The organism is Pseudomonas sp. JR33AA, assembly GCF_021378985.1.
Lineage (GTDB): Bacteria > Pseudomonadota > Gammaproteobacteria > Pseudomonadales > Pseudomonadaceae > Aquipseudomonas > Aquipseudomonas alloputida.
The window spans coordinates 87,821-113,762 of sequence record NZ_JAJSAW010000009.1 but is presented as its reverse complement, the minus strand read 5'-3'; the positions used below and the strand labels follow the sequence as shown (position 1 = coordinate 113,762).

Sequence of the window (25,942 nt, the reverse complement as noted above, 5' to 3'; positions counted from 1 at the left end):
CCTGCGACGCAACTGTCTTGATAAAAAGTGTAAAGCCCCGCTTACCTCTGCTGTGGCAACAACTGCCTTGCTCGATACCTGCATGCACGGGCCCATGCACGAGCGGCGATAGCGCCCGTACAGGCGCCCGCCGTTACAGGCAGGTTGCAGCAGCCGCTCGGCGCTGCAGGGCCACGCCGTCGTTCTGCTTCGCGTAGTAATCCACACGCGTCCCGCCCGACTGCGGGTAAACGTCCACGAACGCTTCGGCCTCACGGGTGAACACGGTAAAACCGCCCTGCTTGCGCGGTTCCAGGTAGCCGCTGGCGTCATCACCGAACACGTTCTCTTCCTGCCAGCTGAACTGGATGCACTGGGCAACCAGCTCTGGCGCCTTGTGCGAGTCGAGCTGCGCAGTCGGCTTGCCGCCACGTGCCGTTTCCATGGTCGCAGAAGCGCAACCGGCCAGCATCAGCACCGCAGCCAACGGCAGAATCGCACGCATGTTCCATCCTCGGGGGTATTGAAAAAGAAGGCGACTCTAGCACTGGCAGGCATCCCGAGTGAATTGCCACGCACTTGCCGCTGTCGCAGATAAGACATGCCATCACGAGGAATGCATCATGAAACTGCACTACCTGCTACTCGCCGCACTGCCTTGCCTGCCTCTGAGCGTCAGCGCCGCCCCTTCGAGCGAAGAAAGCATCACCGCCCCCGAAACCCACAACCGTGAACTGAACGTCGGCGACAAGGCCCCGGACCAGTACAAACGCGATGACCAAGCCATCAAGGACTGGAAAGCCAAGGGCCTGCCCGAACCGGAAAAGGAAAGCCACTGGGTGCGCATGGGCAAGCATTACGTGCTGGTGCAGATCACCAATGGCGTGGTGCTGGCGATTCAACCGGCATCCTGATTCAACACGCCCTGGCCAGGGTGCCCCGATTGCGGAGCACCTCGCCGCCGGCCAAGTCCGCTTGGAACGCGTCGATACGCCAGGCGTGATCGCTGGAAGCACATTTTTTTGCCCGCCCGGGAAACCAAATCGATCGGCGTCAGTCTTAAAAGGTGCCCCGTAAACCCATGCGGATCAAGGACCTATATCGTGCTCACGCGTCTTGCAAGCCTTTCTCTGGTTGCTGTTGTCCTGCTGACCGCAGGTTGCCATAGCCATCGCTATCATGATGACGACGGCTGGCGTGACCGCGACCGTGACCATCGCCACCACCACCGCCATGACCGCGACGACGATGACGATCGGCAATACCGCGGTGACCGCTACTACCGCTGAAGCGTCTTTTCAGCCCTGACCTGCCGCCCGTTGCGCGGCAACTTATCCTGATGATTCCTTTGAGGTTCGTATCATGCGTCTGACTCTGCCTTCCCTTGCCCTCGGCCTGCTGCTGTGCCAGGGCGCTTTCGCCGGTGACGGTACTGCCGCCATTGGCGGTGGCCTGGGTGGTGTTCTGGGCAACGTTGTCGGTCAACAGCTCGGCGGCAAGACCGGCGCAGCCATCGGTGCCGGCGTTGGCGGCGCAGCCGGCAGCGCTGTCGGTGCGCGCAAGGGCAACCGTACCGAAGCCGCCATTGGCGGTGGCCTGGGCTCGGCAGGCGGCTCGCTGCTGGGCGGCGCAGTAGGCGGCAAAACCGGTTCGACCGTAGGTGCCGGCCTGGGCGGCGCGGCCGGTGGTGCCCTCGGCAACCATCTGGGCGACGACAACCGCGGCAGCAAGAAGCACCACCGCCACCGTCACTGACCCGTGACCGGAGGGCCGCATAGCGGCCCTTTTTGTTGCAGCACATCAACACCTCCTTCACTACAAGCTGGCACACTGACTGCTACTGTCTATCGTGCCCCCGTGTGAAGGAACACCCCCTCCCCATGAACCATGAGTTGCTCTGGGTCCTCGGCCTGCTGGCCATCGTGATTGCCCTGTTCGTCATCAACCGCCCACGCATGGACGTGGTCGCGCTGCTGGTGATTCTCGCCCTGCCGCTACTCGGCATCCTTACCGTGGAACAGGCGCTGGCCGGCTTCAGCGATCCGAATGTGGTGCTGATCGCCGCCCTGTTCGTAATTGGCGAAGGCTTGGTCCGCACCGGCATTGCCTATCGCATCGGCGAATGGATGAGCGAGCGGGCCGGCAATAGCGAGGCACGCCTGCTGGTACTGCTGATGGTGGCGGTGGCCGGGCTGGGGTCGATAATGAGCTCCACCGGCGTGGTGGCCATTTTTATCCCGGTGGTGCTGAGCATCGCGGCGCGCCTGCAGCTCTCACCCAGCCGCCTGATGATGCCACTGGCTTTTGCCGGCCTCATCAGCGGCATGCTCAGCCTGGTCGCAACACCGCCCAACGTGGTGGTGCACAGCGAGCTGGTACGCCATGGCGAAGCGGGGTTCAGCTTCTTCAGCTTTACCCCGTTCGGCCTGGTGGTGCTGGTGCTGGGCATCGGCTACATGCTGCTGACCCGCCACTGGCTCAACGGTGAAGTGCGCAAGGACGGCCGAGTGGAAAGCCGCCGCACCTTGCTGGACCTGGTACTGGACTACAAGCTCAACGGCCGTGAACGACGCCTGCGCATCCGCCCTCATTCGCCGCTGATCGGCCACAACCTTGGCGAGCTGAAATTGCGCACCAGACACGGCGCCAACGTGATCGGCATCGAGCGCCAGCACAAGTTCACCACGCGCGTGATCGCTGCCGACTCGGGTACCGTGTTGCATCAGGGCGACGTGCTGCTGCTCGACCTGTTCGCCAAGCATGACGACCTGCGCAGCCTGTGCCAAACGATGCAACTGGAGCCGCTGCACTTCAAGGCCGCCTACTTCATCGACCAGTCCCAGGAGTTGGGAATGGCCGAGGTCTCGCTGCCACCCGGCTCGCAGTTGATCGGCAAGAGCATCCTCGAACTGGCGTTTCGCACCCGCTATGGTCTCAACGTGGTCGGCCTGCGCCGCGATCAGGCCGCTATCGAAGAACAACTGGTGGAAGAAAAGCTGCGCCTTGGCGACACCCTGCTGGTGGTGGGCCCGTGGAAGGCAGTACGCCAGTTGCAAAGCAAGCCCAAAGACTTCCTGGTACTGAGCCTGCCCGCCGAGATCGACCTGGTGGCACCAGCCCGCACCCGCGCGCCGCAAGCGTTGCTTAGCCTGGCGGTAATGGTCGGGCTGATGGTCAGCGGCGCCGTACCCAATGTGATTGCAGCACTGATCGGCTGCCTGCTGATGGGCGCAGGCCGTTGCATTGACATGAACAGCGCCTACCGCGCCATCCACTGGCAAAGCCTGGTGCTGATCGTGGGCATGCTGCCTTTCGCCCAGGCGCTGCAGAAAACCGGCGGCATCGACCTGGCGGTGAGTGGGCTGGTGAACGTGCTGGGGGGTGCCGGCCCCAGCGCCATTCTTGCCTGCCTGTTCGCCGTCACCGCAGTGATCGGGCTGTTCATTTCCAACACCGCCACCGCCGTTCTGATGGCACCGGTGGCCGTAAGCACTGCGGCGCAGCTGGGCATGTCGCCCTACCCGTTCGCCATGACCGTCGCGCTGGCCGCGTCGGCGGCATTCATGACGCCGGTGTCATCACCGGTCAACACGCTGGTGCTTGGGCCCGGGCAATACCGCTTTGCTGACTTCGTCAAGATTGGCGTGCCGTTCACTGTGCTGGTGATGCTGGTTACCGTCGTGATGGTGCCGTGGTTTTTCGGGCTGTGAGGAAAAGCCGCCAGGAATAGCGGCTATTTGACATTATCGCAACCAATCGCGGCAGATTGACATCAACCATCCTGACCCAACACACTGCGGGTAATTGTCCCAGGTGCTCCATCGCGTTGTCCTGGATTTCGTTTCCGCTTGCCGGTCGAGTTCATGGTTTTCCCAGCCCAATCGCGCGTGTTGCCTTATGTCGTTGTACTTGGCGTGACCTTCGCCCTTACCCTGGGCGGCATCCTGGCACGCCCGATCGAATCGCTGTCGCTGTTCTGGCCAGTGAATGCGGTACTGGCCGGCGTGCTCCTGCGCTACCCCCGTCAAGCCACGTTTACGGGCTTTTGCCTGGTGTGGCTGGCCATGGTCGGGGCCGACCTGCTGTGTGGCAGCGCCTGGGGGCCGGCTTTGTGGTTCAACCTGTGCAATCTTGGCGTGGTGGTCACCCTCTGGCAGCTGATGTCGCGCTTGCCACGCGTGCACCGGCGCATGCGCAGCCCGCATGGCGTGCTTAGCGTGTTCGCCGCCTGTGCCGCCGCTGCCATGGTGGCGGCCAGCATGGCAGCGGTAATGGCCGCACCCTGGTTCGAACAGTCGTTGCGCGCCACCTGGCTAGCCTGGTTCAGCGAACAGTTCTCGACCGGTGTGCTGGTGCTGCCGGTGCTGCTTACAGCGCCCTCGGTGCGGGCCTTGGTGCGCGGCGGCGCGCAACCCATCCGCCTGGCGCCGTTGCTGGTGCTGCTGGCCTCGCTGGCATTCAGCATCGCCTTTGGTGGCCCTGGGGCCATTGCCTTCCCGATTGCCGCGTTACTGTGGTGTGCCTGGACCTACTCACCGTTCCTGGTTTCATTGTTGACGCTCACAGCCGGCAGTACGCTGATCGTGGCCGTGGCGCAAAACCTCATGCATTTCAGCGTGCCGCAGAGCGAACCTGGGGTTACCACACTGATGTCGGCGCGCCTGGGCATCGCCATGCTGGTGCTCGGGCCGCTGGTGGTGGCCTGCGTCAGTCAGGCCAACCGTAGCCTCATGGCCCGTCTGGCGCACCAGGCCACCGTCGATCACCTCACCGGTGTACTCACCCGCAGCGCCTTCACACGCCGCGCCAACGCGCTGCTGGAGAGCCGCCAGCAGCACGCCCAGGCGCTGCCGCTGACCCTGATGATGCTGGACATCGACCACTTCAAGTCGATCAACGATGCCCACGGCCATGCAGTCGGTGATCAGGTGCTGCGCCAATTCGCCAGCACCCTCCAGGACCAGCTGCACAACGATGAGCTGATAGCACGCCTGGGGGGTGAAGAATTCGTTGTCATCCTGCCTGGACTCGCCCCAGAGCGGGCCAACTTCACCGCCGAACGCCTGCGCCGCGCCATCCAGGACCTGCACGTGGTACAGGCCGACCAGCGCCTGCAGATTACCGTGAGTATCGGTGTGGCAGGCTGCGACGCAGACCTGCCGGTCCCCAGCCTGGACGAACTGCTGGCGAGTGCCGACCAGGCGCTGTACCGGGCCAAGGCCCGGGGCCGCAACCGCGTCGAACAGGCCGAAGTCCAGCGTCTGGTCATCTGAACTAGCCAGCCAGCAAGTCCCACGACAGCTTGGCGATCAGCACACACAACAGCACCAGGAACAGTCCGCGGACAAAACCGGCACCCTTGCGTACCGCCAGCCAGGTACCGGTCAGCGCGCCGAGGATGTTACACACCGCCATGGGCAAGGCTATGGCGTACAGCACGTTGCCTGTCGGCACGAAGAACACCAGCGCCGCCAGGTTGGTGGCAATGTTCACCACCTTGGCCGAAGCCGAGGCGTGCAGAAAGTCCAGGGCGAAAAAGCGGATGAACAGGAAGATCAGGAAGCTGCCGGTGCCTGGACCGAACAGGCCATCGTAGAAGCCGATAGCACCGCCGATCAGCACTGCCAGACACTGCTCCTTGCGGCCAACCTGCGCAGGTGTGTGCAAGGTGCCGAAGTCCTTCTTGCAGAAGGTGTAGACAGCCATCAGCACGATCAGCACCAGTACTGCCGGGCGCATCACACTGGGGGGTACCAGCGACACCGTGGCGGCCCCCGCGAACGACATGACGAAGGCACTGAGTGCCGCCGGTACGATCAAGCCCCAATCCAGCGTCACTTTACGGATGAACGAGCGGGCCGCGAAGGCGGTGCCGCACACAGACGCCAGTTTGTTGCTGCCGAGCAATGCGGCCGGTTGCGCGGAAGGCAATACGTTGAACAAGGCAGGGATCTGGATCAACCCGCCGCCACCCACCGCGGCGTCGATCAACCCAGCGGCGAAGGCGAACACAGAAAGCACAGCAATATCCATCATGACGCGGTTCCAGGCAGTGAAGACGCCTGCAAGGCTAATCAAAGTGGTACACGTGTGTTGAAATGCCATATTGCGATAACTGCAACGAGGAACAAGCAATGGCATTGGACATGCTGCGGGAAATCCAGGCGTTCGTCAGCGTGGCGCACAAGCGCAGCTTCGTTGCTGCCGCCCGCGCTCTGGGACGTTCACCCAGCGCGGTTACACGCGCGGTGCAAACCCTGGAGGACAATGTGGGAAGCAAACTGCTCAACCGCAGCGCCAACGCCGTCACCCTGACCGAGGCCGGCGAGCGCTTGCTGCCGCATGCCGAACGCTTGCTGGATGTGCAACGCGATGCCGCCGATGAACTGGCCGCGCTCAGCGGCAGCGCCCAAGGCTGGATTCGCTTTGCCGTGCCGCAATTGCTGGGAGAGCATGTGCTACCGCAAGTGCTTGCCGAGTTTTCCCGCCGCCACCCTCATGTGACCCTGGACGTGCAGTACAGCGACGAAGCCCTTGACCCGCTGCAAGGTAAATTCGATTTCGTGGTGCGCGGTGCCTTCCCGCAATCGAGCGAGCTGATCGGCTACCCGCTTTGGCCCTACCAGCGCCACCTGTATGCCAGCCCGGCATATCTGGCCCTGGCTGGCACACCGCAACACCCGCAAGACCTGGATGGACACACCTTGATCCTGCATACCGCGCCACGCATCCTCAAAGCCTGGCACTTTTGCCACGATGACCAGATCACCAGCCTGCGCCCCAGGCCCAGGCTTCGCTTGGGCTCGGGAGGCGCGGTGTACCACAGCACCCTGGCCGGCGCCGGCATCGCCCGCCTTGCCGCCTGGGTGGGCGAAGCACAGGTCAAGGCCGGCCGCCTGGTGCGGGTGTGCCCGCAGTACCGCCTGACGTCCAGCAGCGGCCAGGACCCACAAATGCATGCTGTATACCCTGCAGGCGAGTTGCCGACCCGGGTACGTGACTTGCTGACAGCCCTGCGCCGAGCCGGCCCGCCCCGCTGAAACAGGCCATAAAACAACTGTTCATTTTCTGCTCAATTTAACAGAGCCCGCCGCGGATCTGGCTTGCAGCACTTTATCCACAGACCTACCCACGTTTTTTGTGGACAGATTTCCGAGCGTAAAGAACGACTTATCGCACAAGCAGAAAGGTCGAATCAGCCAACTTGGCCAGCTAGATCCACGCCTGCCCTGAGAATGACTTGCACCTGATGCTGACCCAGCAGTGCGATGAAAAAGATGACCGGCCGTTTGCCGATAGAGTGGGCCCGTCGCTTGAAATGAACGGGCCGCGCAGGGGAAAACGCAGTTGAACTCAGCTTGGCGGAATGGTGCCAAGAATACCAATCAGAATGGTCAGCAGCAGAAAACCACCCAGGAACAGCGCCAGCTTGCCCATTGGAACCTCTACAGTTGTGATGCGGGAATGGGCACATTGTCGAGCCTGGGCTGATACGGTTACAGATTCAGGTTTATGGAAAAAAAGCGGATCAGATGTGATGCGCAGATGCCGCTGGGCTGGATTCAGCCGCAGTGGTTGACGCTGAGCACGTGTCGCTCGCGGGCGGGCAATTGATACATGAAGTTTCTAAACACGCCTCCAGCTTTGCGCAGTACCTACGTTGAGTCAGCTGCCCCCTCGAAAGCTCCCGAACCCAGCCAATACGGTAGATTGAGCAGGCTTGCGAGGACACGATCTGAAACACGGCTTGTAGGATTGTTTACCGCACCCTGTAGGAAAGGACGTAGCAATGAGCCTTGCCTGTATGAAACATCAGTTTCTTCGGCAAATTCGAGCTGCTACGGTCCATTTTTCCTACAACGGCAAGGAAGCCTACAGCGTGAGAAAAGCATGGACTCGTTCAAAACCTCTGCACTGAAGTTGCAGAAAAATCTGCTTGAACTGCGCATTGCGCGTGAGCGCCTGAGAGGTGAAGGCAAAGACAAGGAAGCGGATCAACTCACTGGGCCGATCGCGCGGCTTGAGGAGGTCATTCGGCAACTTCCGGATAGCCTGAAGCCCGACACCTTGCAGTGACCTGCAGGAGCCGAAATCGCTGATCGGCAGCAACGCCTCGTTCGCCAGCATCGCTGACTTCGAACTGCCCCTCCAGCTTCTGCAACTTGTCCAGCGCCTGGAGCAGCTGCTTACGCTGGCCTCCTGGCTGCCCGACCACTGCGCCAGCCTAGGGCAAAATGAGGGGGGTTTAGGCATTCATCTGAACTGAGACAAATAGCCTCCAGAACTGCTCGCAGATCGCACAACAGTTCGATAATCGCACAAATTCAGCCAAACCCTCTCTACTGTTGCCCTATCTTGCGGCACGCTATAGCGAAAGTCAGCAAGCCAGTTCAACTGCTGACAGGCCCCATCGCTTCACGCGCTCCGGCCAGCCCGACAACCACAACTCCAGGAACAACCAGGAGCTCGCCTTGATCAATAAAACGTACGAGTCCATCGCCAGCGCGGTGGAAGGGATCACCGACGGTTCGACCATCATGGTCGGTGGCTTCGGTACGGCTGGCATGCCGTCCGAGCTGATCGATGGCCTCATTGCCACCGGTGCCCGCGACCTGACCATCATCAGCAACAATGCCGGCAACGGCGAGATCGGCCTGGCCGCCCTGCTCATGGCGGGCAGCGTGCGCAAGGTGATCTGCTCGTTCCCGCGCCAGTCCGACTCCTACGTGTTCGACGAACTGTACCGGGCCGGCAAGATCGAACTGGAGGTGGTCCCGCAGGGCAACCTGGCCGAGCGTATCCGCGCCGCAGGCTCCGGCATTGGTGCGTTCTTCTCACCAACCGGCTACGGCACCCTGTTGGCCGAGGGCAAGGAAACCCGTGAGATCGACGGCCGCATGTACGTGCTGGAAATGCCGCTGCACGCCGACTTCGCACTGATCAAGGCGCACAAGGGTGACCGTTGGGGCAACCTGACCTACCGCAAGGCCGCCCGCAACTTCGGCCCGATCATGGCCATGGCTGCCAAGACCGCCATCGCCCAGGTCGACCAAGTCGTCGAACTTGGTGAACTGGACCCGGAACACATCATCACCCCGGGTATCTTCGTCCAGCGCGTGGTCGCCGTCACCGGTGCTGCCGCTTCTTCGATTGCCAAAGCTGTCTGAGGCCTGCCATGACCATCACCAAAAAGCTCTCCCGCACCGAGATGGCCCAACGCGTGGCCGCAGACATCCAGGAAGGCGCGTATGTAAACCTGGGCATTGGCGCGCCGACCCTGGTGGCCAACTACCTGGGCGACAAGGAAGTGTTCCTGCACAGCGAGAACGGCCTGCTGGGCATGGGCCCAAGCCCTGCGCCGGGCGAGGAAGACGATGACCTGATCAACGCCGGCAAGCAGCACGTCACCCTGCTGACCGGTGGTGCCTTCTTCCACCATGCCGACTCGTTCTCGATGATGCGTGGCGGCCACCTGGACATCGCTGTACTGGGCGCCTTCCAGGTGTCGGTCAAGGGCGACCTGGCCAACTGGCACACTGGCGCCGAAGGTTCGATCCCGGCCGTAGGCGGTGCAATGGACCTGGCCACCGGCGCCCGCCAGGTGTTCGTGATGATGGACCACCTGACCAAGACCGGCGAAAGCAAGCTGGTGCCCGAATGCACCTACCCGCTGACCGGTATTGCTTGCGTCAGCCGTATCTACACCGATCTGGCGGTACTGGAAGTGACACCTGAAGGGCTGAAGGTGGTCGAGATCTGCGCGGACATCGATTTTGACGAGCTGCAGAAGCTCAGTGGCGTGCCCCTGATCAAGTGATCCAGGAAGCCTTAGAGCTTTCCATGCCCTGTGTGGCACTGTCCAACAGTGCCGCACAAGCGCCGCGAGCAGGGAGCACGCGGTGCTTGAGGCAGCCTTTCCAGCTATCGAGCGAGAGCCAGATAGCGGCGTAAAACATTGCCGCCCACGACTTTACGCCTTTTTAATCGACATTACCGCATTGGGTTTCTCGTCTTCGTCTGGCTCACGGTCGGCACCTGGCTCTGCTTGCACAGCGATCTGGCCTGGTGGGATGCGTTTCGAGTCGTTGCGGTCAATGTGACCTCGGTGGTGACCACCACAGGCGTTGCCTTGGGTGATTACACGCTCTGGGGCAGCTTCGCCATCATGCTGTTCTTCTACCTCACGTTTGTCGGTGGGTGCTCGGGCTCCACCGCTGGCGGTTTGAAAATATTCCGTTTCCAGGTGGCCGCTGCCTTGCTCGTCAGCAGCCTGAAACAGTTGATCCATCCACGGGCAATGGTTACTGACGGTTGGCATGCTGCTTGGACGGCTCGAAATCCTCACCGTACTGGTACTGGTCTCGCCGGCCTTCTGGCGATTCTAGGCCTGAGGTCGTACAACCAATCAGCCAGAAGACCTCTGGACTACCCGCATGCCGCGCCTAAGGGTTTGGCACTTTTTGTTCATCTGCGGGTAGTTGTTCGGTAGACTACCACACGGGTGCCAGCTGCGCAGTGCAGTGGGGCAGGTTAAAAAACAGCGCAGGTCGGGCCGCCATGCGGGAGTACCTGCGCCTATGCATAAAAGAGAATTACCTCGCGCCCAGAAACTGGCCGAGCGCGCCTTCGCCAACCTCGAACGCTTTTTGCACATTGAAGCGGTCAGCGGCATCGTTCTGTTGATTGCCGCAGTCGCTGCACTGATCTGGGCGAATTCCCCGGCTGCCGACAGTTATGAAGCCCTTTGGCATACGCCATTGACGTTCGGCGTGGGCTCGCATGTCTATTCGCAGTCCCTGCATTTCTGGATCAATGATGGTTTGATGACCATCTTTTTCCTGGTCGTGGGCATGGAGATCCGCCGCGAAATCCACGAGGGTGCACTCTCCAGCCTGCGCCAAGCCACGCTCCCCATGGCAGCCGCTGTCGGCGGTGTGGTCGTGCCCGCACTCCTCTACCTGAGTTTTGGTCACACGTCGGCAGACCAACAAGGTTGGGCAGTGCCAACGGCAACGGATATTGCCTTTGCGGTGGGCGTATTGGCACTGCTCGGCAAGGCGATCCCGTCCAACGTACGTGTATTCCTCCTCGCCCTGGCAATCATCGATGACATCATCGCAGTCCTGATCATCGCGTTCTTCTATTCAGGCGGCCTTGATTACACCGGTTTCGGCGTAGCACTGATCGGCCTGCTCATGGTGATCGGGCTTCAGAAGATCGGTGTGGGGTCAGCCTTCGCCTACGTCATTCCCGGTGCGATCGTCTGGCTGGGCATCTTGTTGACCGGAGCCCACCCGACCCTCGCAGGCGTTGTACTAGGCCTGATGACACCTGTGACCGCAATGCCGATGCGTGAGCGCCCGCTGGATGCCATTACCCGCTTCACCGGCGAATTGCTGGGACGCGCCAAGGCGCCTGAGCAGGATGCCAGCGACCTCATGGACCCGCTGAAACGACTGCGCCTGGCCCAGCGCGAACTGCTGCCGCCGGTGGTGCGCATGCAAGGCGCCCTGCACCCCTGGGTAGCCTTCGGCATCATGCCGGTGTTTGCCCTGGCCAACGCCGGGGTCAGCCTTTCGGGTGTCGACCTGTCCGTTCAAGGCCCCCAGTGGGTCATGATCGCCGTGGCGGTCGCCCTGGTAGCAGGAAAGCCCTTGGGCATTGTCAGCGTCAGTTGGCTGATGGTGCGCCTGGGCTGGTGCGTGCTTCCCGCCGAGGTCAACTGGCGTAGCATTATCCTGGTCGGGCTGCTGGCCGGCATCGGTTTCACCATGTCGATCTTCATCGCCAACCTCGCGTTCGTCGATCCAGGTTCACTCGGGGCAGCGAAACTCGGCGTACTTTCCGCGTCATTGATCGCGGCCGTGCTGGGGTTGACCTGGGGGGTGTGGAGCCTGCGTAGCGCAGCGCCTGCTACCCAAGCAGGTTCGCCCACCTAGCCACATTCCGGGACTGGCGATCCCTTGCAGTTGGGCAAGCGGATCGCTGGCGAAACCGACGTTCTAACGGGTAGTCACGTAGCGGAAAATGCCCTGAGGGACGAGCCTCCCAACAGGGCGGAACTGTCGCGCCCAGTCACACCTCCGTAGAGTCTGCTGGCCGCTTTAGCACCCCGAGCAACAGCAGGTCGAACGCCTTGCCAGCCTGCGCCAGGCGTGCATTGCCGTCTTCGGCCTCCGCGATCCACACGGCTGCTTCCGCCAAGCTGCCGTAGATCAACGCAGCCAGCGCTTGAGCGTGCGCCTCGACGAAAACGCCCTGCAGCACCAGGTTGTCGATCAACTGGCGCATCGACTCTATGCAGTACCGCTGGGCCTCACGCGAGCCGCCACCCAACACCGCTCTGGCGTCGCGCAGCACGATGCGCTGGATTTCGGGTTCCAGCGCCATCTCCAGGTAGGCGTGGCAGCGTTGGCGAAAGCCGTCCAAGGCGTTCTCGGCGGTCTCGGTAATGGCACGCAGGCGCTCGTCCATTTCAGCGTCGAGTTGCTCGACGACGGCTGCCAGCAACCCCTTCTTGTCGCCAAAGTGGTGGTACAACGCCCCCCGCGTCAAACCCGCCCGGGCGGTCAGATCATCCATCGAGGCGTGTGCATAGCCCTGCTCGCTGAACATCTGGCGGGCGGTGGCCAGTAACAGGGCTCGGGTTTCTTGCATTGCGGCGCGGGTACGACGAACCATCCAGCTATTCCTTGTGTTCACGCGGCATGGGGTGGGCGTATGCGAGTATTCATACCGCTGGCATGCATTGTCTTGGGCGCGAGGCGCACTGACAAGCCGTCTGCACCAGGCCTGAAGCCGATCAAATCGAATATGACGCCTGACGGGCTCGGTCGCGCATGCGCTGGTAGCCCCAAAGCGAGACCAACAACACTGCGGCCCCAGCGGCCAAGGCCACGTTGAATCCGGCCTGGGCACCCCCCACATCGACCACCTGCCCTGATGCTGCGGCACCGCCGGCAACTCCAACGTTGAGACCGGCTAGCAACCAGGTCATCCCTTCGGTCAGCTTGCTTTCGGGCACGATGCGCTCTACCAGCGACATCGCCACGATCATGGTCGGGGCAAAGAACAGGCCCGCGACCAGCACGGCGATGGCCAGCCCGATGATGTTTCCCACCACCAGCAGCGGCAATGTTGTCGCCGCGGTCGCCAACCCGCCCAGCAGTAGCAGCTTGTGTAGCGGGGTATCGAGTTTCAGGGCACCGAACACCAGCCCCGCGACACAGGAGCCGATGGCATAACAGGACAGCACCATGCTGGCCGCAGCCGGCATGTCCATCTGCTTGGCGAATGCCACGCTGACGATGTCGACCGTACCGACGATCAAGCCCATAGTGACCATCAGCAAGGTCAGCAGGCGTACGTCGGCCAGCCTGAACACCGACATGCTGTCTTGCCCGTTGCCGGCATCGGCCTCTACTGGCGGCTCGGTGCCGGCCTGCATCGCCAAGGCGAACACGCCGATCGCCAGGAAGACGGCAGCAGCCAATGTACCGGCCTGCGGAAGTACCGCCACGCTCAGTCCCACCGAAATCGGCGGGCCAGCAATAAAGGTGACTTCATCAAGAACGGTTTCCAGCGAGTAGGCTGTCTGCAGTTGCGCCTTGCCGCGGTAAATCGCGGTCCAGCGCGCACGCACCATCGCCGACATGCTAGGCATGAAGCCGGCGAGCGCGGCCCCGACGAACAGGGTCCAGTCCGCCAGCCGCCAATAGCTGCAAGCCAGCAGTAGAAGGATGCCCAGCACGCTGAGCCCTGCTGCGGCTGGCAATAAGCGGCCCTGGCCATGGCGGTCGACCAGGCGAGAGATCTGTGGCGACATCAGCGCATAGGTCAGCACGAAGGTGGCCGCCACCGCACCGGCGAGGCCGTAACTGCCGGTGATCTGCGACAACAGGGTGATGATCCCGATACCAGTCATCGGCAACGGCAGCCGGGCCAACAGGCCGGCCAAGGCGAAGCCCTTGGCGCCTCTGGCCTGGAACAACTCGCGGTAGGTACTGAACACGCTCGACTCTCCTTATCGAAAGGCCTTTGGGCAATCACGCTCAAGGCAAAATACATGCAGCTCGTATGATTAGAACCTTATTATCATACGTACTGAATGTAAATACTCGACGGGGAACGCCCTTGTTCAGTTGCCCTGCCCCGTGACACCTTGCGGTCGCGAGCAGTCGTTCGCAGTTGAGCGAGAGTTGAAAGGTGCGCGGAGGAAGGCTGCTTTTTCAATGGATAACAATGCTGCCGAACGCGCCATCCGCCCGTTCGTGATCGGCAGAAAGAAGTGCTTGTTCAGTTGCACGCCAAAAGGCGCTGCGGCCAGCGCACAATTGTAGAGCTTGGTTGAAGCCACCAAAGCCAACGGCCAAAAACCCTATGCATGGCTTCGCCACGCACTGGAGGACTTGCCGCATACCGCGAAGGTTGAGGATTACGAATCGCTATTGCCGTAGAAGTGCAGATCGGAGGAGCCACGATAAACCAAGCCGTGGCCACGCGGCAGGTGGGGATTGTGGGATCGGTTACCCCAAAAACGCAAAAAGCCCTGAATAATCAGGGCTTTGAATATGGCGGAAGCGTAGAGATTCGAACTCTAGGATAGTTGCCCATCGACGGTTTTCAAGACCGTTGCCTTAAACCACTCGGCCACGCTTCCAGCTTGTTTTGCGGCCGCCATAATACCTTAATGAAACACGCTGTCAAACTCTCTGTGTCGCGGGTTGCAGGAGCTCTGATAGACTCCTAGCATCTGAACGTCCGAAACCACAGGTTTACCAAGGAGTCTCGCCATGCGCGAACAGGATTACGCCGTCCACCACGGCCAGCAGGTCGAGCAGCAGGAGATCAGCAAGGTCCTGCGCAACACGTACAGCCTGCTGGCGCTTACTCTCGCCTTCAGCGGTGTCATGGCTTTCGTTGCCCAGCAGATGCGCGTCGGCTACCCGAACGTGTTCGTGGTGCTGATCGGCTTCTACGGGCTGTTCTTCCTTACCAACAAACTGCGTGATTCGGCCTGGGGCCTGGTGTCCACCTTCGCGCTCACCGGTTTCATGGGCTTCATCCTCGGCCCGATCCTCAACCGTTACCTGGGCATGGCCGGTGGCGCCGAGGTTGTGAGCTCCGCGTTTGCCATGACTGCGCTGGTGTTTGGTGGTCTGTCGGCCTACGTGCTGATCACCCGCAAGGACATGAGCTTCCTCAGCGGCTTCATCACTGCTGGCTTCTTCGTGTTGCTGGGTGCTGTCGTTGCCAGCTTCTTCTTCCAGATCAGCGGCCTGCAACTGGCGATCAGCGCTGGCTTCGTGCTGTTCTCGTCGGTCTGCATCCTGTTCCAGACCAGCGCGATCATTCATGGTGGTGAGCGTAACTACATCATGGCGACCATCAGCCTGTATGTGTCGATCTACAACCTGTTTGTCAGCCTGCTGCAGTTGTTTGGCATCATGGGGCGTGATGACTGATCGATTGCTGTACCGCAAGAAGCCCGCTTCGGCGGGCTTTTTTTTGGCCCAGGAAAGGGGTTGGGCTGCGGGATGTTCGTCGGAAGAGGTTCAGCGCCTGATAGATCGAGCGCCGCCCGCGCGGCGCTCGATCTACGCATCACCGCAAAAACCAAGGCATGCGCCTTGCCGCCCTGACACAAACGAGCGTAGAACACCTCAGAAGTGCTTGACCGCAGACAGAGAACCTCCATCAGTTTCGAGCCAATTATGCCGGCAAGCGCAATAACTGACCAAAAAGTCAGATAATCAGGCAAATGGTCGCCGATCATGCTGAGATCCTGCTTTCCTCTACCCCTATCCATCATCACCCCGTAGAATGCGCTCCTTTTTTCTTCCGGGGCGGCTTTCAGCAATGAGCTCACACGAACACAGCCCAGGCGCAGCGGCGCCTGCCAACGAACTGGTGCTTGGTCTGGAGGACAAGCCACGGCTGTTGATCGGCCTGCTGGCTGCCCTGCAGCACCTGCTGGCGATCATCGTGCCGATCGTCACCCCTGGCCTGCTGATCTGCCAGGCGTTGGGTGTATCGGCGCGTGATACCAATTTGATCGTTTCGATGTCGCTGGTGATCTCGGGTATCGCCACCTTCGTCCAGTGCAAACGTTTCGGCCCATTTGGCGCGGGGCTGCTGATCGTTCAGGGCACCAGCTTCAACTTCGTCGGCCCGCTGATTGCCGGCGGCGCGCTGATGGTCAAGCAAGGTACGCCGGTTGAGGGCGTAATGGCGGCCATTTTTGGTGTGGTCATCGCAGGCTCGTTCGTCGAGATGGGCGTGTCGCGCATCCTGCCCTTCGTCAAACGCCTGATCACCCCGCTGGTGACTGGCATCGTGGTGCTGATGATCGGCCTGACGCTGACCAAGGTCGGCCTGATCAGCATGGGCGGTGGCTTTGGGGCCATGGCCAATGGCACCTTTGCCAACGGCGAAAACCTGCTGATGTCGGGCGTGGTACTGGCGATCATCGTCGTTCTCAACCGTATCCCGGTGGTGTGGATGCGCAGTTGCGCCATCGTCATCGCCCTGGCGGTCGGCTATGCGCTGGCGGGTTTTCTGGGCCGCCTGGACTTTACCGGTATGCACGAGGCCGCGCTGTTCCAGGTGCCGACGCCACTGCACTTTGGCTTGGGCTTCTCGTGGGCGCTTTTCATTCCGATGCTGGTGATCTACCTGGTCACTTCGCTGGAAGCCATCGGTGACGTTACCGCCACCAGCAAGGTGTCGCGCCAGCCGGTCGAAGGGCCGGTGTGGATGCAGCGGATCAAGGGTGGCGTGCTGGTCAACGGTGCCAACTCGCTGCTGGCCGGTCTGTTCAACACCTTCCCTAGCTCGATTTTTGCCCAGAACAACGGGGTGATTCAGCTGACCGGTATCGCCAGCCGTCATATTGGTATGTGGATTGCCGTGATGCTGGTGTTGCTGGGGCTGTTCCCGAGTGTTGCCGGGGTGATTCAGGCCGTGCCGGAGCCGGTGCTGGGCGGCGCGGCGATGGTCATGTTTGGCGCGGTTGCGGCGTCGGGCATCAATATTCTGGCCAGCACCCGGCTGGACCGTCGGGCGCTGCTGATTATTGCGGTGTCGTTGGCGCTGGGGCTGGGTGTGGCACAGGTGCCGGAATTCCTGGCGCACATGCCGGCGGCGATTCGCAATGTGCTGGAGTCGGGTGTGGCTACCGGGGGGATTTGTGCGCTAGTGCTGAACTGGTTCTTGCCGGAGGGCAAGGAGCAGGCTTGAACCTGAAGATTGAATGAAAAGCCCGCGCCTGCTTGCACAAGCGGGTGCGGGCTTTTTTGCTTTATCATGGCACCATTCCTTTGCATGAGTTAGCCATGAAATTCGCTATCGCGGTGTTCTCCCCGGCCCACGCGCCCTCTTCGCGGCGCGCCCTGCGCTTCGCCGAGGCGGTGCTGGCCGGCGGGCATGAGATTGCCCGGCTGTTCTTCTATCAGGACGGGGTGCACAGTGCCTCGGCCAACGTCGTCGCGCCCCAGGACGAACTGGACGTGGCTGGCCAGTGGCGCACGTTCATACAGGCCCATCAGCTGGACGCCGTGGTGTGTATCGCCGCCGCCCTGCGCCGTGGCGTGCTCGACGAAGCCGAGGCCAACCGCTACCAGCGCCCGGCCGTGAATCTGCCCAAGCCCTGGGAACTGTCGGGCCTGGGCCAACTGCACGAGGCCGCGCAAGTGGCCGACCGCCTTGTCTGCTTCGGAGGCGACTGATATGGCCAAGTCCTTGTTGATCATCAGCCGCCAGGCACCGTGGAATGGCCCCTCTGCCCGCGAGGCGCTGGACATCGCCCTGGCCGGCGGCGCGTTCGACCTGCCGTTGGGCATGCTGTTCCTCGACGATGGTGTGTTCCAGCTCGCGCCGGACCAGCAACCCGCCGCCGTGCAACAGAAGAACCTGGCCGCCAACCTGCAGGCGCTGCCGATGTTCGGTGTAGAAGAACTGTTCGCCTGCAACCACAGTCTGGCCCGCCGTGGTCTGGCAGCCGATACCTTGGCGCTGCCGGTGCAGGTGCTCGATGGCGCAGCGCTGGCCGCGCTGATAGCCCGTTTCGACCAGGTGATAACGCTCTGATGAAGACCCTGCATGTCATTGCCCATTCCCCGTTTGGCGACGAGCGCCTGGCCAGTTGCCTGCGCCTGCTCGGTGCCGAAGATGCCCTGCTGCTGTGCGGCGATGCCGTGTATGCCCTGCGCAGCGGCAGCGAGCCGCACGGCCATCTGCAAGCCGCCGGCCTGGCCCAGCGCCTGTTCGCCCTAGACGAGGATGTACAGGCCCGCGCGGTCGACAACGACCTGGCAAAGGCCGTGGACTACGCCGGGTTCGTCGAACTGTCGCTGCAATACGATAAGGTCAACAGCTGGCTATGAATACGCTCACCGTTGGCGATCAGGCGATCGCCCTGGACAAGGATGGCTTCCTGGTCGACCTGCAAGACTGGTCCCACGTCGCCGCCGAGGCGCTGGCCAAGCGCGAGGGTATCCCGTTGACGGCGGACCACTGGGAAATCCTCGAACTGCTCCGTCAGTTCTACCAGGAATACCAGCTGTCTCCGGCCACCCGCCCGCTGATCAAGTACACAGCACTCAAGCTGGGCCCAGAAAAGGGCAACAGCCCACACCTTAACCGCCTGTTCAACGGCACCCCCGCCAAACTTGCCGCCAAGCTGGCGGGCCTGCCCAAGCCGACCAACTGCATATGACCGAACCTCGCCCACTCACTCTGGAAACCCCCGCCGAACACCCGTTCGCCGAATTCGTGCGCATTCTCGGCAAAGGCAAGCGCGGCGCGCGTGGCCTGACCCGTGAGGAAGCCCGAGCAGCCATGACCCTGCTGCTGGAAGGCAAGGTCGAAGATACCCAGCTAGGTGCCTTTCTCATGCTGCTGCGGCACAAGGAAGAAAGTGCCGAAGAGCTGGCCGGCTTCACCGAGGCCCTGCGCGCCCACTTACAGGCGCCGCGCATCGCCGTTGACCTGGACTGGCCCACTTATGCTGGCAAGAAGCGTCACTTGCCCTGGTACCTGCTGGCCGCCCAGTGCCTGGCCAACAATGGCGTGCGCATCCTGATGCACGGCGGCGGCGCACACACTGCCGGGCGTATGTATACAGAGCAACTGCTCGACCTGCTGCAGATTCCGCTATGCCGCGACTGGGCCGCCGTCGGCAACGCGCTGGACCAGCACCGGCTGGCATTCTTCCCGCTGCACGACTGGGCGCCGCAGCTGCAACGCATGATCGACCTGCGCAATACCCTGGGCCTGCGCTCGCCCATCCACTCGTTGGCTCGCGTGCTTAACCCGCTGGGCGCTCGCTGTGGGTTGCAGAGCATCTTCCACCCCGGTTACCAGGCTGTGCACCGCGAGGCCAGCCGCTTGCTGGGCGACCATGCCGTGGTGATCAAGGGTGATGGCGGCGAAATCGAGGTCAATCCCGATGTCATCAGCCATCTTTACGGCACCACGGCGGGTGAGGCGTGGGATGAAGAGTGGCCAGCGTTGAGCGAGCGCCGCCATGTCAAGCCGCCCAGCCTACAGGCAGAGCACTTGCTGGCATTCTGGCGTGGCGAAGTGGAAGACAGCTATGGCGAGAAGGCAGTGATTGCGACCATGGCCCTGGCCCTGCGTGGTATTGGGCAACACCGTGAGCAGGCATTCGCTGTAGCGCAGGGCTATTGGGACACTCGAAAAAGATCGATTTAGCCGATAATAGTACCCCGATCTTTGCGCTATTCCTTCGAACGATTTGGCCTAGACTGGGCTCCAACGACAAACAAATTTTGTTTCAGGAGCTCACCATGGGCCTATTGATCGACGGCCGCTGGCACGACCAGTGGTATGAAAACGGCAAGGACGGCACGTTCAAGCGGGAGAATGCCCAGCGCCGCAATCAGCTGCCCGCCCCCGAGGCCGGCCGCTACCACCTGTACGTGTCGCTGGCCTGCCCATGGGCCCACCGCACCCTGATCTTTCGCGCGCTGAAAGGCCTGGAGCCTTTGATCGACTTTTCGGTGGTCAGCTGGCTGATGCAGGACCATGGCTGGACTTTCGATCAGCAGCAAGGCTCCAGCGGGGACCACCTCGACGCCCTGCAGTACCTGCACCAGCGCTACACCCAGGATGACCCGCACTACACAGGGCGCGTGACGGTGCCTGTGCTGTGGGACAAGCAAGAGAAGCGCATCGTCAACAATGAGTCGGCAGAAATCATCCGCATTTTCAACAGCGCGTTCAACGAGCTGACCGGCAACACCCTGGACCTTTACCCCGAATCGCTGCGCCCGAGCATCGACGCACTGAACGAGCGTATCTACCCAGCGGTGAACAACGGAGTGTACCGCGCAGGCTTTGCCACCACGCAAGACGCCTACGAGGCTGCCTTTGACGAGGTGTTCAACGAGCTGGATTACCTGGAAGCCTTGCTAGGCCGCAATCGCTACCTGGCGGGTGAGTACCTGACCGAGGCCGATGTACGCCTGTTCACTACACTGGTGCGCTTCGATGCGGTGTACCACGGGCACTTCAAGTGCAACCTGCGCCGCCTGAGCGACTACCACAACCTGTCGAACTGGCTGCGTGAGCTGTACCAGTGGCCAGGGGTGGCGGGTACGGTGAACATGGAGCATATCCAGAAGCACTATTACATGAGCCACAAGACCATCAACCCGAACGGGATTGTGCCCAAAGGGCCTTTGCAGGACTTTGGCTTGCCGCATGATCGAGAGCGGTTGGTGGGCAAAGGGATTTGGCAGGCTTGAGAAAGCCGAGGCTGCTTTGCAGCCCATCGCGACATAAGTCTCCACAAGGACCTTGCGATGCCTGGGGCATGTGCGATGGGCCAAAAAGCGGCCCCAACGATTTCAGCTGTTCTGCGAACCTTCGAACCAAGCCAGCTTGTCACGCAACTGCACCACCTCCCCCACAATCACCAGGGTCGGCGCATGCACCTCGTGCTGGGCCACCAGGTCTGGCAAGTTCGCCAAGGTGCCGGTGAACACGCGCTGATTACGCGTAGTCCCCTGCTGCACCAACGCCGCCGGGGTACTGGCGGCACGCCCGTGGCGAATCAGCTCGGCACAAATGGTCGGCAAGCCCACCAACCCCATGTAGAACACCAAGGTCTGCGCCGGCGCCACCAGGTCATTCCACGGCAGGTTACTGGTGCCATCCTTGAGGTGCCCGGTGACGAAGCGCACCGACTGGGCATAGTCGCGGTGAGTCAGCGGAATGCCGCCATACGCCGAACAGCCGCTGGCCGCAGTAATGCCGGGCACCACCTGGAACGGAATGCCATGCTCGGCCAGCTCTTCGATCTCTTCGCCGCCCCGGCCGAAGATGAACGGGTCGCCACCCTTAAGGCGCAGCACCCGCTTACCCTGCCGAGCCAGATCGACCAACAGGCGGTTGATCTGGTCCTGCGGCACTGAATGATCAGCACGGCGCTTGCCTACGTAGATACGCTCGGCATCACGACGACACATATCGATGATGGCGGGTGCAACCAGGCGGTCGTACAGCACCACGTCGGCCTGCTGCATCAGGCGCAAGGCACGGAAGGTGAGCAAGTCCGGATCACCCGGGCCTGCACCAACCAAGTACACCTCACCGCCCTGCTGCACCGGTGCGCCGTCTACCATGGCCTGCAACAGGCGTTCGGCTTCAGCCCCCTGCCCGGCCAGCTGACGCTCGGCGATCGGCCCCTGGAATACGGTTTCCCAGAAGCCGCGACGCTGGTTGACGTCCGGGTACAGGGATTTGACCTTGTGCCGGAAGCGTGCCGCCAGCCCTGCCAGCTCACCATAGGCCGATGGGATCCATGCCTCGAGCTTGGCTCGAATCAGGCGCGCCAGTACCGGGGCATCACCGCCGCTGGACACAGCAATAACCAGCGGCGAGCGGTCGACGATCGCCGGGAAGATAACGGTGCACAGGGCCGGCGCATCCACCACATTGACCGGCAGACTAAGGGCCTGCGCATCGGCCGACACCTGGGCATTCAGCCCAGGGTCGTCGGTGGCCGCGATCACCAGCCGGCAACCGACCAGGTCGGCTGCCTGATAGCCACGCACCAGCACCTCACCGCCACCTTCCCGGGCCAACGCCGCCAACTGCCCATCGACGTCCGGCGCCACCACGCGCAGCACACCGCCGGCATCGGCCAGCAGGCGCGCCTTGCGCAAGGCGATCTCACCGCCACCGACGACCAGCACGCGGCCGCCCTGCAGCTTGTGGAACAGCGGCAGGTAATCCATTTAGCGGATGACCTCGACGCCGCCCATGTAAGGCTTCAGCACTTCCGGCACCAGGATCGACCCGTCGGCCTGCTGGTAGTTCTCAAGCACAGCAACCAGGGTACGGCCTACGGCCAGACCGGAGCCGTTGAGCGTGTGTACCAGCTCTGGCTTGCCGGTTTCCGGGTTGCGCCAGCGAGCCTGCATGCGGCGCGCCTGGAAGTCACCACAGTTGGAACACGAGCTGATTTCGCGGTATTTGTCCTGGCTTGGTACCCACACTTCCAGGTCGTAGGTCTTCACCGCACCAAAGCCCATGTCGCCAGTGCACAGGGCCAGCACGCGGTATGGCAGTTCCAGCAACTGCAGCACGCGCTCGGCGTTGGCGGTCAGGCCCTCCAGGGCTTCCATCGACTTGGCCGGCTCTACCACCTGCACCATCTCGACTTTGTCGAACTGGTGCTGGCGAATCATGCCGCGGGTGTCACGGCCAGAAGCGCCGGCTTCGCTGCGGAAGCATGGGGTGTGGGCAACCAGTTTCAGCGGCAGCTGCTTAGCGTCGAGGATTTCACCCGCCACCAGGTTGGTCAGCGACACTTCGGCGGTCGGGATCAGGTAGAAGTCAGCCTCCCCTTCACGGGTGATCTTGAACAGGTCTTCCTCGAACTTCGGCAACTGGCCAGTGCCCTGCAGCGCCGGGGCCTGCACCATGTACGGGGTGTAGTGTTCCTCGTAGCCATGTTCGCCGGTGTGCAGGTTGATCATGAACTGCGCCAGGGCGCGGTGCAGGCGGGCAATCGGACCACGCAGCACAGCAAAACGGGCGCCGGACAGCTTGGCAGCCGCTTCGAAGTCCAGGCCACCGCTGATTTCGCCCAGGGCAACATGGTCCTTGATGTCGAAGTCGAACGCCTTCGGCGAGCCCCAACGGCGCACTTCGACGTTGTCGTCTTCGCTGGCACCGACCGGCACGCTGGCGTCCGGCAGGTTGGGAATGGTCAGCAGGATGCCATCCAGCTCGGCCTGAATGGTGTCCAGCTCAGCCTTGCCGGCAGCCAGCTCGTTGGCCATGCGCTCGACGTCAGCCATCAGCGGGGCGATGTCTTCACCCTTGGCCTTGGCCTGGCCGATGGACTTGGAACGGGCGTTACGCTCAGCCTGCAGCTGTTCGGTGCGGGTCTGCACCGCCTTGCGGCGCTCTTCCAGTGATTCGATGCGCGCGACATCCAGGCTGAAGCCACGGGAGGCCAGGCGATCCGCCACTTCCTGAAGTTGGCCGCGTAACAGTTTGGAATCGAGCATATCGTTCTCTCGTTATGTGAGGTGTTGGTTCAGAATCGGGTCAGGGACAGGCCAGCCCAGGTTGCGAGCAGCCCGCCCAACACGCTGATACTGGTATAGCCCAAGGCAAGGGGCACTTGCCCACTTTCCATCAGGCGCACGGTATCGAGCGAGAAGGAGGAAAAGGTCGTCAGGCCACCGAGGAAGCCGACAATCAGGCCGGCGCGCAATTCGACCGGCGCCAGCGGCTTGTGCAAGAACAAGCCATAGAGCAAGCCGATCAGCAGGCAGCCAACCAGGTTGACCGCCAGCGTACCGGCATAGAAGTGCCGTGGCCAGTGGGCCGCTACCCAGTTGGTGGTAGCAAAGCGCAACAAGGTACCGGCAATACCACCCGCGCTGACCGCGGCGATGAGTGCAATCACGGTTTTCTCCGCTGGCGGGGGCTGTTGCGGTCGAGGTCGGCCAGATGGCGCAGCTTCTCGCCAATTTTCAGTTCCAGGCCACGGGGCACCGGCTGATAGTACTGGCGCGGCTCCAGCTCGTCAGGGAAGTAATCCTCACCGGCGGCGTAGGCGTCAGGTTCATCGTGGGCATAGCGGTACTCGTCACCATAGCCCAGCTGCTTCATCAGCTTGGTCGGGGCATTGCGCAGGTGCAACGGCACCTCCAGCGAACCATGCTCGGCCGCTTCACGCAGGGCGGTCTTGAACCCCACGTACACCGCGTTGCTCTTGGGTGCGCAGGCCAGGTAGGTGATGGCCTGTGCCACCGCCAACTCGCCCTCGGGGCTGCCGAGGCGCTCCTGCACATCCCAGGCTGCCAGGCACAGGCTAAGCGCGCGCGGGTCGGCGTTGCCGATGTCCTCGCTGGCCATGCGCACCACGCGGCGGGCGATGTACAGCGGATCGCAGCCGCCGTCGAGCATGCGTGCAAACCAGTACAAGGCGCCATCGGGGTTGGAGCCGCGCACCGACTTGTGCAGTGCGGATATCTGGTCGTAAAACGCCTCGCCGCCCTTGTCGAAGCGGCGGCGACTGTCACCCAGCAGGCTCTGTAGCATTTCGACGTCGATCTCGCTGCCGTCTTCAGCCAGGTCCGAGGCGTTCTCAAGGAAGTTGAGCATGCGCCGGCCATCGCCGTCGGCGGCCGCCATCAGCATCTTGAAGGCGTCGTCGCCCACCCGCAGGTTGCGCTTGCCCAGCCCACGCTCTTCCGTCAGCGCACGGTTGACCAGCTTGCGCAAGGCCGCTTCGTCCAGGCTCTTGAGCACATACACCCGCGCCCGTGACAGCAGCGCGTTGTTCAGCTCGAACGACGGGTTTTCGGTGGTGGCGCCGATGAACAGCAGGGTGCCGTCCTCGACATAGGGCAAAAAGGCGTCCTGCTGCGACTTGTTGAAGCGGTGCACTTCGTCAACGAACAGGATGGTACGACGGCCATACTGGCCAGCCTGCTGTTTGGCCACCTCCACCGCCTGGCGGATCTCTTTCACCCCGGCCAGCACCGCCGACACCGTTTCGAAGTGCGCATCGCAGAACTGCGCCAGCAACCGCGCCAGCGTGGTCTTACCGACCCCGGGCGGCCCCCAGAAAATCATCGAGTGCAGCGCACCTTGTTCCAGCGCTTCGCGCAGCGGTTTACCGCGCGCCAGCAGGTGCTCCTGGCCGACGTACTCATCCAGGCTGGACGGGCGCAGGCGGGCGGCCAGGGGCTGGGCGACGGGTTCGCTTCGAAACAGGTCCATGGCGAGCTCTGGTTACTCCTTGATCACGTCCGCGCCCTTGGGGATGTCGAACTTGAACTTGCTGTCCGGCACCGCCTGGTTGGCCTTGACGCCATTGAACAGGATGTTGGTGCGCTGGCCGACGCTGTCGATCAGTTGCATGTCATTGATCAGGCCTTTGCGGAACGACACGCGCAGCGAGTCGAACAACGTGTCCTTGGTCTTTGGCTTGAGGGTGAAGTCCATCACCTCACCCTGCTCTTTCGAGGCGATGTCGAAGCTCTGGCTGATCTTCGACACATCACCCGACAGCAGCAACGCCGGGGTCTGGTTCAGGCGCACGTCCAGCTTCTTGATGGTGGCCTGTTCCAGGTCCGGGTCCCACAGGGTGACGTTCTTGCCGTCCGACACCACCACCTGCTCCTGCGGCGCATCGGTGTGCCAGTAGAACAGGCCCGGGCGCTTGACCGTCATCTTGCCCGAGGTTTCCTGCAGGCTGGTGCCATCGGCGCCCAGGGTCAGCTGGGAGAAGTTGGCCTCGATGGTCTGCGACTTTTCCAGCAACTGGGTCAGGCGTTGTACGTCTTGCTCACCGGCATAAGCAGTAACCGAGCCCAGGGTCAGGGCAGAAACCAACAGCATGCGAATCGCGCGCATGGGAATCCTCATTGAGCGTTGAAAAGGCCGGGCGCCACCGTTGGCGCCCGGCAGGGTG

The 25,942-nt window shown here is 62.1% G+C and carries 27 protein-coding genes, 1 tRNA gene and 2 pseudogenes; 20 read left to right on the top strand and 10 right to left on the bottom strand.

What is annotated here, in order from left to right; all coding sequences use genetic code 11:
• Positions 1-133: 133 nt before the first annotated feature.
• Positions 134-484 (bottom strand): hypothetical protein, encoded by a 351-nt coding sequence (locus LVS58_RS16300; protein WP_233691929.1) that lies wholly within the window; start codon positions 482-484, stop codon positions 134-136.
• A gap of 118 nt (positions 485-602) precedes the next feature.
• On the opposite strand from LVS58_RS16300, the gene LVS58_RS16295 reads away from it, so the two are divergent.
• From LVS58_RS16295 to LVS58_RS16275, 5 genes are all read left to right on the top strand, one after another.
• Positions 603-893: an RcnB family protein gene (locus LVS58_RS16295; RefSeq protein ID WP_176682321.1), complete on the top strand. Its 291-nt coding sequence runs from the start codon at positions 603-605 to the stop codon at positions 891-893.
• Between the two features lie 189 nt (positions 894-1,082).
• Positions 1,083-1,268, top strand: coding sequence for a hypothetical protein (locus tag LVS58_RS16290; protein WP_004577263.1), 186 nt, complete (start codon positions 1,083-1,085; stop codon positions 1,266-1,268).
• Between the two features lie 73 nt (positions 1,269-1,341).
• A complete protein-coding gene (locus LVS58_RS16285; RefSeq protein WP_003251091.1) occupies positions 1,342-1,734 on the top strand; it encodes a glycine zipper domain-containing protein in 393 nt (130 codons plus the stop codon).
• Positions 1,735-1,859: 125 nt separating this feature from the next.
• On the top strand, positions 1,860-3,689 hold the full coding sequence (locus LVS58_RS16280; RefSeq protein WP_233691928.1) for an SLC13 family permease: 1,830 nt from the start codon (positions 1,860-1,862) through the stop codon (positions 3,687-3,689).
• A 138-nt stretch (positions 3,690-3,827) separates the two neighbouring features.
• A complete protein-coding gene (locus tag LVS58_RS16275; protein WP_233691927.1) occupies positions 3,828-5,252 on the top strand; it encodes a GGDEF domain-containing protein in 1,425 nt (474 codons plus the stop codon).
• 1 nt (position 5,253) lies between these two features.
• On the opposite strand, the gene LVS58_RS16270 is transcribed toward LVS58_RS16275, so the two are convergent.
• Positions 5,254-6,015: a sulfite exporter TauE/SafE family protein gene (locus LVS58_RS16270; protein ID WP_010954755.1), complete on the bottom strand. Its 762-nt coding sequence runs from the start codon at positions 6,013-6,015 to the stop codon at positions 5,254-5,256.
• Positions 6,016-6,113: 98 nt separating this feature from the next.
• On the opposite strand from LVS58_RS16270, the gene LVS58_RS16265 reads away from it, so the two are divergent.
• From LVS58_RS16265 to nhaA, 6 genes and pseudogenes are all read left to right on the top strand, one after another.
• A complete protein-coding gene (locus LVS58_RS16265) occupies positions 6,114-7,019 on the top strand; it encodes a LysR family transcriptional regulator (RefSeq protein WP_233691926.1) in 906 nt (301 codons plus the stop codon).
• 850 nt (positions 7,020-7,869) lie between these two features.
• Positions 7,870-8,055, top strand: coding sequence for a hypothetical protein (locus LVS58_RS16260; protein WP_233691925.1), 186 nt, complete (start codon positions 7,870-7,872; stop codon positions 8,053-8,055).
• Positions 8,056-8,450: 395 nt separating this feature from the next.
• Positions 8,451-9,146 carry a 3-oxoacid CoA-transferase subunit A gene (locus LVS58_RS16255; protein WP_003251128.1) on the top strand — a complete coding sequence of 232 codons (696 nt, stop codon included), beginning with the start codon at positions 8,451-8,453 and terminating at the stop codon, positions 9,144-9,146.
• Positions 9,147-9,154: 8 nt separating this feature from the next.
• Entirely contained in the window at positions 9,155-9,796 is a 642-nt protein-coding gene (locus LVS58_RS16250; RefSeq protein ID WP_003251131.1) for a 3-oxoacid CoA-transferase subunit B, read from the top strand.
• A gap of 180 nt (positions 9,797-9,976) precedes the next feature.
• Positions 9,977-10,364 (top strand): annotated as a pseudogene (locus tag LVS58_RS16245) (potassium transporter TrkG); the annotation flags it as partial.
• A 192-nt stretch (positions 10,365-10,556) separates the two neighbouring features.
• The gene (gene nhaA, locus LVS58_RS16240; protein WP_233691924.1) at positions 10,557-11,918 is read left to right on the top strand and encodes a Na+/H+ antiporter NhaA; all 1,362 of its coding nucleotides are present in this window, start codon (positions 10,557-10,559) and stop codon (positions 11,916-11,918) included.
• A gap of 136 nt (positions 11,919-12,054) precedes the next feature.
• Here the strand turns inward: nhaA and LVS58_RS16235 are convergent, their stop codons facing one another.
• Together LVS58_RS16235 and LVS58_RS16230 are read right to left on the bottom strand one after the other, a co-directional pair.
• Positions 12,055-12,660: a TetR/AcrR family transcriptional regulator gene (locus LVS58_RS16235; RefSeq protein ID WP_233691923.1), complete on the bottom strand. Its 606-nt coding sequence runs from the start codon at positions 12,658-12,660 to the stop codon at positions 12,055-12,057.
• A 121-nt stretch (positions 12,661-12,781) separates the two neighbouring features.
• Positions 12,782-13,990, bottom strand: a complete 1,209-nt coding sequence (locus LVS58_RS16230) for an MFS transporter (protein WP_233691922.1) — start codon at positions 13,988-13,990, stop codon at positions 12,782-12,784.
• Positions 13,991-14,210: 220 nt separating this feature from the next.
• Here LVS58_RS16230 and LVS58_RS16225 point away from each other — a divergent pair.
• Positions 14,211-14,435: pseudogene (locus LVS58_RS16225) on the top strand (transposase domain-containing protein); the annotation flags it as partial.
• Between the two features lie 115 nt (positions 14,436-14,550).
• Here LVS58_RS16225 and LVS58_RS16220 read toward each other — a convergent pair.
• Positions 14,551-14,638, bottom strand: a tRNA-Ser gene (locus LVS58_RS16220).
• Positions 14,639-14,771: 133 nt separating this feature from the next.
• Between LVS58_RS16220 and LVS58_RS16215 the strand changes: the two genes are divergently transcribed.
• From LVS58_RS16215 to LVS58_RS16180, 8 genes are all read left to right on the top strand, one after another.
• Positions 14,772-15,443: a Bax inhibitor-1/YccA family protein gene (locus LVS58_RS16215; RefSeq protein WP_003251184.1), complete on the top strand. Its 672-nt coding sequence runs from the start codon at positions 14,772-14,774 to the stop codon at positions 15,441-15,443.
• Between the two features lie 394 nt (positions 15,444-15,837).
• Entirely contained in the window at positions 15,838-17,217 is a 1,380-nt protein-coding gene (locus LVS58_RS16210) for a nucleobase:cation symporter-2 family protein (RefSeq protein WP_233691921.1), read from the top strand.
• 95 nt (positions 17,218-17,312) lie between these two features.
• Complete coding sequence (gene tusD, locus LVS58_RS16205) at positions 17,313-17,705, top strand: sulfurtransferase complex subunit TusD (RefSeq protein WP_021782165.1); 393 nt, start codon at positions 17,313-17,315, stop codon at positions 17,703-17,705.
• Position 17,706: 1 nt separating this feature from the next.
• On the top strand, positions 17,707-18,066 hold the full coding sequence (tusC, locus tag LVS58_RS16200) for a sulfurtransferase complex subunit TusC (protein WP_233691920.1): 360 nt from the start codon (positions 17,707-17,709) through the stop codon (positions 18,064-18,066).
• Positions 18,066-18,362, top strand: a complete 297-nt coding sequence (tusB, locus tag LVS58_RS16195; RefSeq protein ID WP_233691919.1) for a sulfurtransferase complex subunit TusB — start codon at positions 18,066-18,068, stop codon at positions 18,360-18,362. The genes tusC and tusB overlap by 1 nt, the downstream gene beginning before the upstream one ends.
• Complete coding sequence (locus LVS58_RS16190; protein WP_233691918.1) at positions 18,359-18,694, top strand: TusE/DsrC/DsvC family sulfur relay protein; 336 nt, start codon at positions 18,359-18,361, stop codon at positions 18,692-18,694. Before tusB ends, LVS58_RS16190 begins: the two co-directional genes overlap by 4 nt.
• Entirely contained in the window at positions 18,691-19,692 is a 1,002-nt protein-coding gene (locus tag LVS58_RS16185) for a glycosyl transferase family protein (RefSeq protein WP_233691917.1), read from the top strand. Before LVS58_RS16190 ends, LVS58_RS16185 begins: the two co-directional genes overlap by 4 nt.
• A 95-nt stretch (positions 19,693-19,787) precedes the next feature.
• A complete protein-coding gene (locus LVS58_RS16180) occupies positions 19,788-20,747 on the top strand; it encodes a glutathione S-transferase family protein (protein ID WP_233691916.1) in 960 nt (319 codons plus the stop codon).
• A gap of 102 nt (positions 20,748-20,849) precedes the next feature.
• Here the strand turns inward: LVS58_RS16180 and cysG are convergent, their stop codons facing one another.
• From cysG to lolA, 5 genes are read right to left on the bottom strand one after another with little or no spacing between them, the layout of a single operon-like run.
• Positions 20,850-22,241 carry a siroheme synthase CysG gene (cysG, locus tag LVS58_RS16175; protein ID WP_233691915.1) on the bottom strand — a complete coding sequence of 464 codons (1,392 nt, stop codon included), beginning with the start codon at positions 22,239-22,241 and terminating at the stop codon, positions 20,850-20,852.
• A complete protein-coding gene (gene serS / locus LVS58_RS16170) occupies positions 22,242-23,522 on the bottom strand; it encodes a serine--tRNA ligase (protein ID WP_233691914.1) in 1,281 nt (426 codons plus the stop codon).
• A gap of 29 nt (positions 23,523-23,551) precedes the next feature.
• Entirely contained in the window at positions 23,552-23,926 is a 375-nt protein-coding gene (gene crcB / locus LVS58_RS16165; protein WP_233691913.1) for a fluoride efflux transporter CrcB, read from the bottom strand.
• Positions 23,923-25,248 carry a replication-associated recombination protein A gene (locus tag LVS58_RS16160; RefSeq protein ID WP_010954809.1) on the bottom strand — a complete coding sequence of 442 codons (1,326 nt, stop codon included), beginning with the start codon at positions 25,246-25,248 and terminating at the stop codon, positions 23,923-23,925. The genes crcB and LVS58_RS16160 overlap by 4 nt, the downstream gene beginning before the upstream one ends.
• Positions 25,249-25,260: 12 nt before the next feature.
• Complete coding sequence (gene lolA, locus LVS58_RS16155; RefSeq protein WP_003251209.1) at positions 25,261-25,884, bottom strand: outer membrane lipoprotein chaperone LolA; 624 nt, start codon at positions 25,882-25,884, stop codon at positions 25,261-25,263.
• Positions 25,885-25,942 lie beyond the last annotated feature (58 nt).

Bases quoted from the DNA above. Each gene is read 5' to 3' on its own strand.
- LVS58_RS16250 (WP_003251131.1), top strand. From the start codon at position 9,155: ATGACCATCACCAAAAAGCTCTCCCGCACCGAGATGGCCCAACGCGTG.
- LVS58_RS16260 (WP_233691925.1), top strand. From the start codon at position 7,870: ATGGACTCGTTCAAAACCTCTGCACTGAAGTTGCAGAAAAATCTGCTT.
- LVS58_RS16215 (WP_003251184.1), top strand. From the start codon at position 14,772: ATGCGCGAACAGGATTACGCCGTCCACCACGGCCAGCAGGTCGAGCAG.
- LVS58_RS16270 (WP_010954755.1), bottom strand. From the start codon at position 6,015: ATGATGGATATTGCTGTGCTTTCTGTGTTCGCCTTCGCCGCTGGGTTG.
- LVS58_RS16300 (WP_233691929.1), bottom strand. From the start codon at position 484: ATGCGTGCGATTCTGCCGTTGGCTGCGGTGCTGATGCTGGCCGGTTGC.
- LVS58_RS16185 (WP_233691917.1), top strand. From the start codon at position 18,691: ATGACCGAACCTCGCCCACTCACTCTGGAAACCCCCGCCGAACACCCG.
- tusB (WP_233691919.1), top strand. From the start codon at position 18,066: ATGAAGACCCTGCATGTCATTGCCCATTCCCCGTTTGGCGACGAGCGC.
- LVS58_RS16235 (WP_233691923.1), bottom strand. From the start codon at position 12,660: ATGGTTCGTCGTACCCGCGCCGCAATGCAAGAAACCCGAGCCCTGTTA.
- LVS58_RS16295 (WP_176682321.1), top strand. From the start codon at position 603: ATGAAACTGCACTACCTGCTACTCGCCGCACTGCCTTGCCTGCCTCTG.
- tusC (WP_233691920.1), top strand. From the start codon at position 17,707: ATGGCCAAGTCCTTGTTGATCATCAGCCGCCAGGCACCGTGGAATGGC.
- LVS58_RS16265 (WP_233691926.1), top strand. From the start codon at position 6,114: ATGGCATTGGACATGCTGCGGGAAATCCAGGCGTTCGTCAGCGTGGCG.
- LVS58_RS16210 (WP_233691921.1), top strand. From the start codon at position 15,838: ATGAGCTCACACGAACACAGCCCAGGCGCAGCGGCGCCTGCCAACGAA.
- LVS58_RS16190 (WP_233691918.1), top strand. From the start codon at position 18,359: ATGAATACGCTCACCGTTGGCGATCAGGCGATCGCCCTGGACAAGGAT.
- LVS58_RS16280 (WP_233691928.1), top strand. From the start codon at position 1,860: ATGAACCATGAGTTGCTCTGGGTCCTCGGCCTGCTGGCCATCGTGATT.
- tusD (WP_021782165.1), top strand. From the start codon at position 17,313: ATGAAATTCGCTATCGCGGTGTTCTCCCCGGCCCACGCGCCCTCTTCG.
- lolA (WP_003251209.1), bottom strand. From the start codon at position 25,884: ATGCGCGCGATTCGCATGCTGTTGGTTTCTGCCCTGACCCTGGGCTCG.
- LVS58_RS16180 (WP_233691916.1), top strand. From the start codon at position 19,788: ATGGGCCTATTGATCGACGGCCGCTGGCACGACCAGTGGTATGAAAAC.
- LVS58_RS16160 (WP_010954809.1), bottom strand. From the start codon at position 25,248: ATGGACCTGTTTCGAAGCGAACCCGTCGCCCAGCCCCTGGCCGCCCGC.
- cysG (WP_233691915.1), bottom strand. From the start codon at position 22,241: ATGGATTACCTGCCGCTGTTCCACAAGCTGCAGGGCGGCCGCGTGCTG.
- serS (WP_233691914.1), bottom strand. From the start codon at position 23,522: ATGCTCGATTCCAAACTGTTACGCGGCCAACTTCAGGAAGTGGCGGAT.
- nhaA (WP_233691924.1), top strand. From the start codon at position 10,557: ATGCATAAAAGAGAATTACCTCGCGCCCAGAAACTGGCCGAGCGCGCC.
- LVS58_RS16285 (WP_003251091.1), top strand. From the start codon at position 1,342: ATGCGTCTGACTCTGCCTTCCCTTGCCCTCGGCCTGCTGCTGTGCCAG.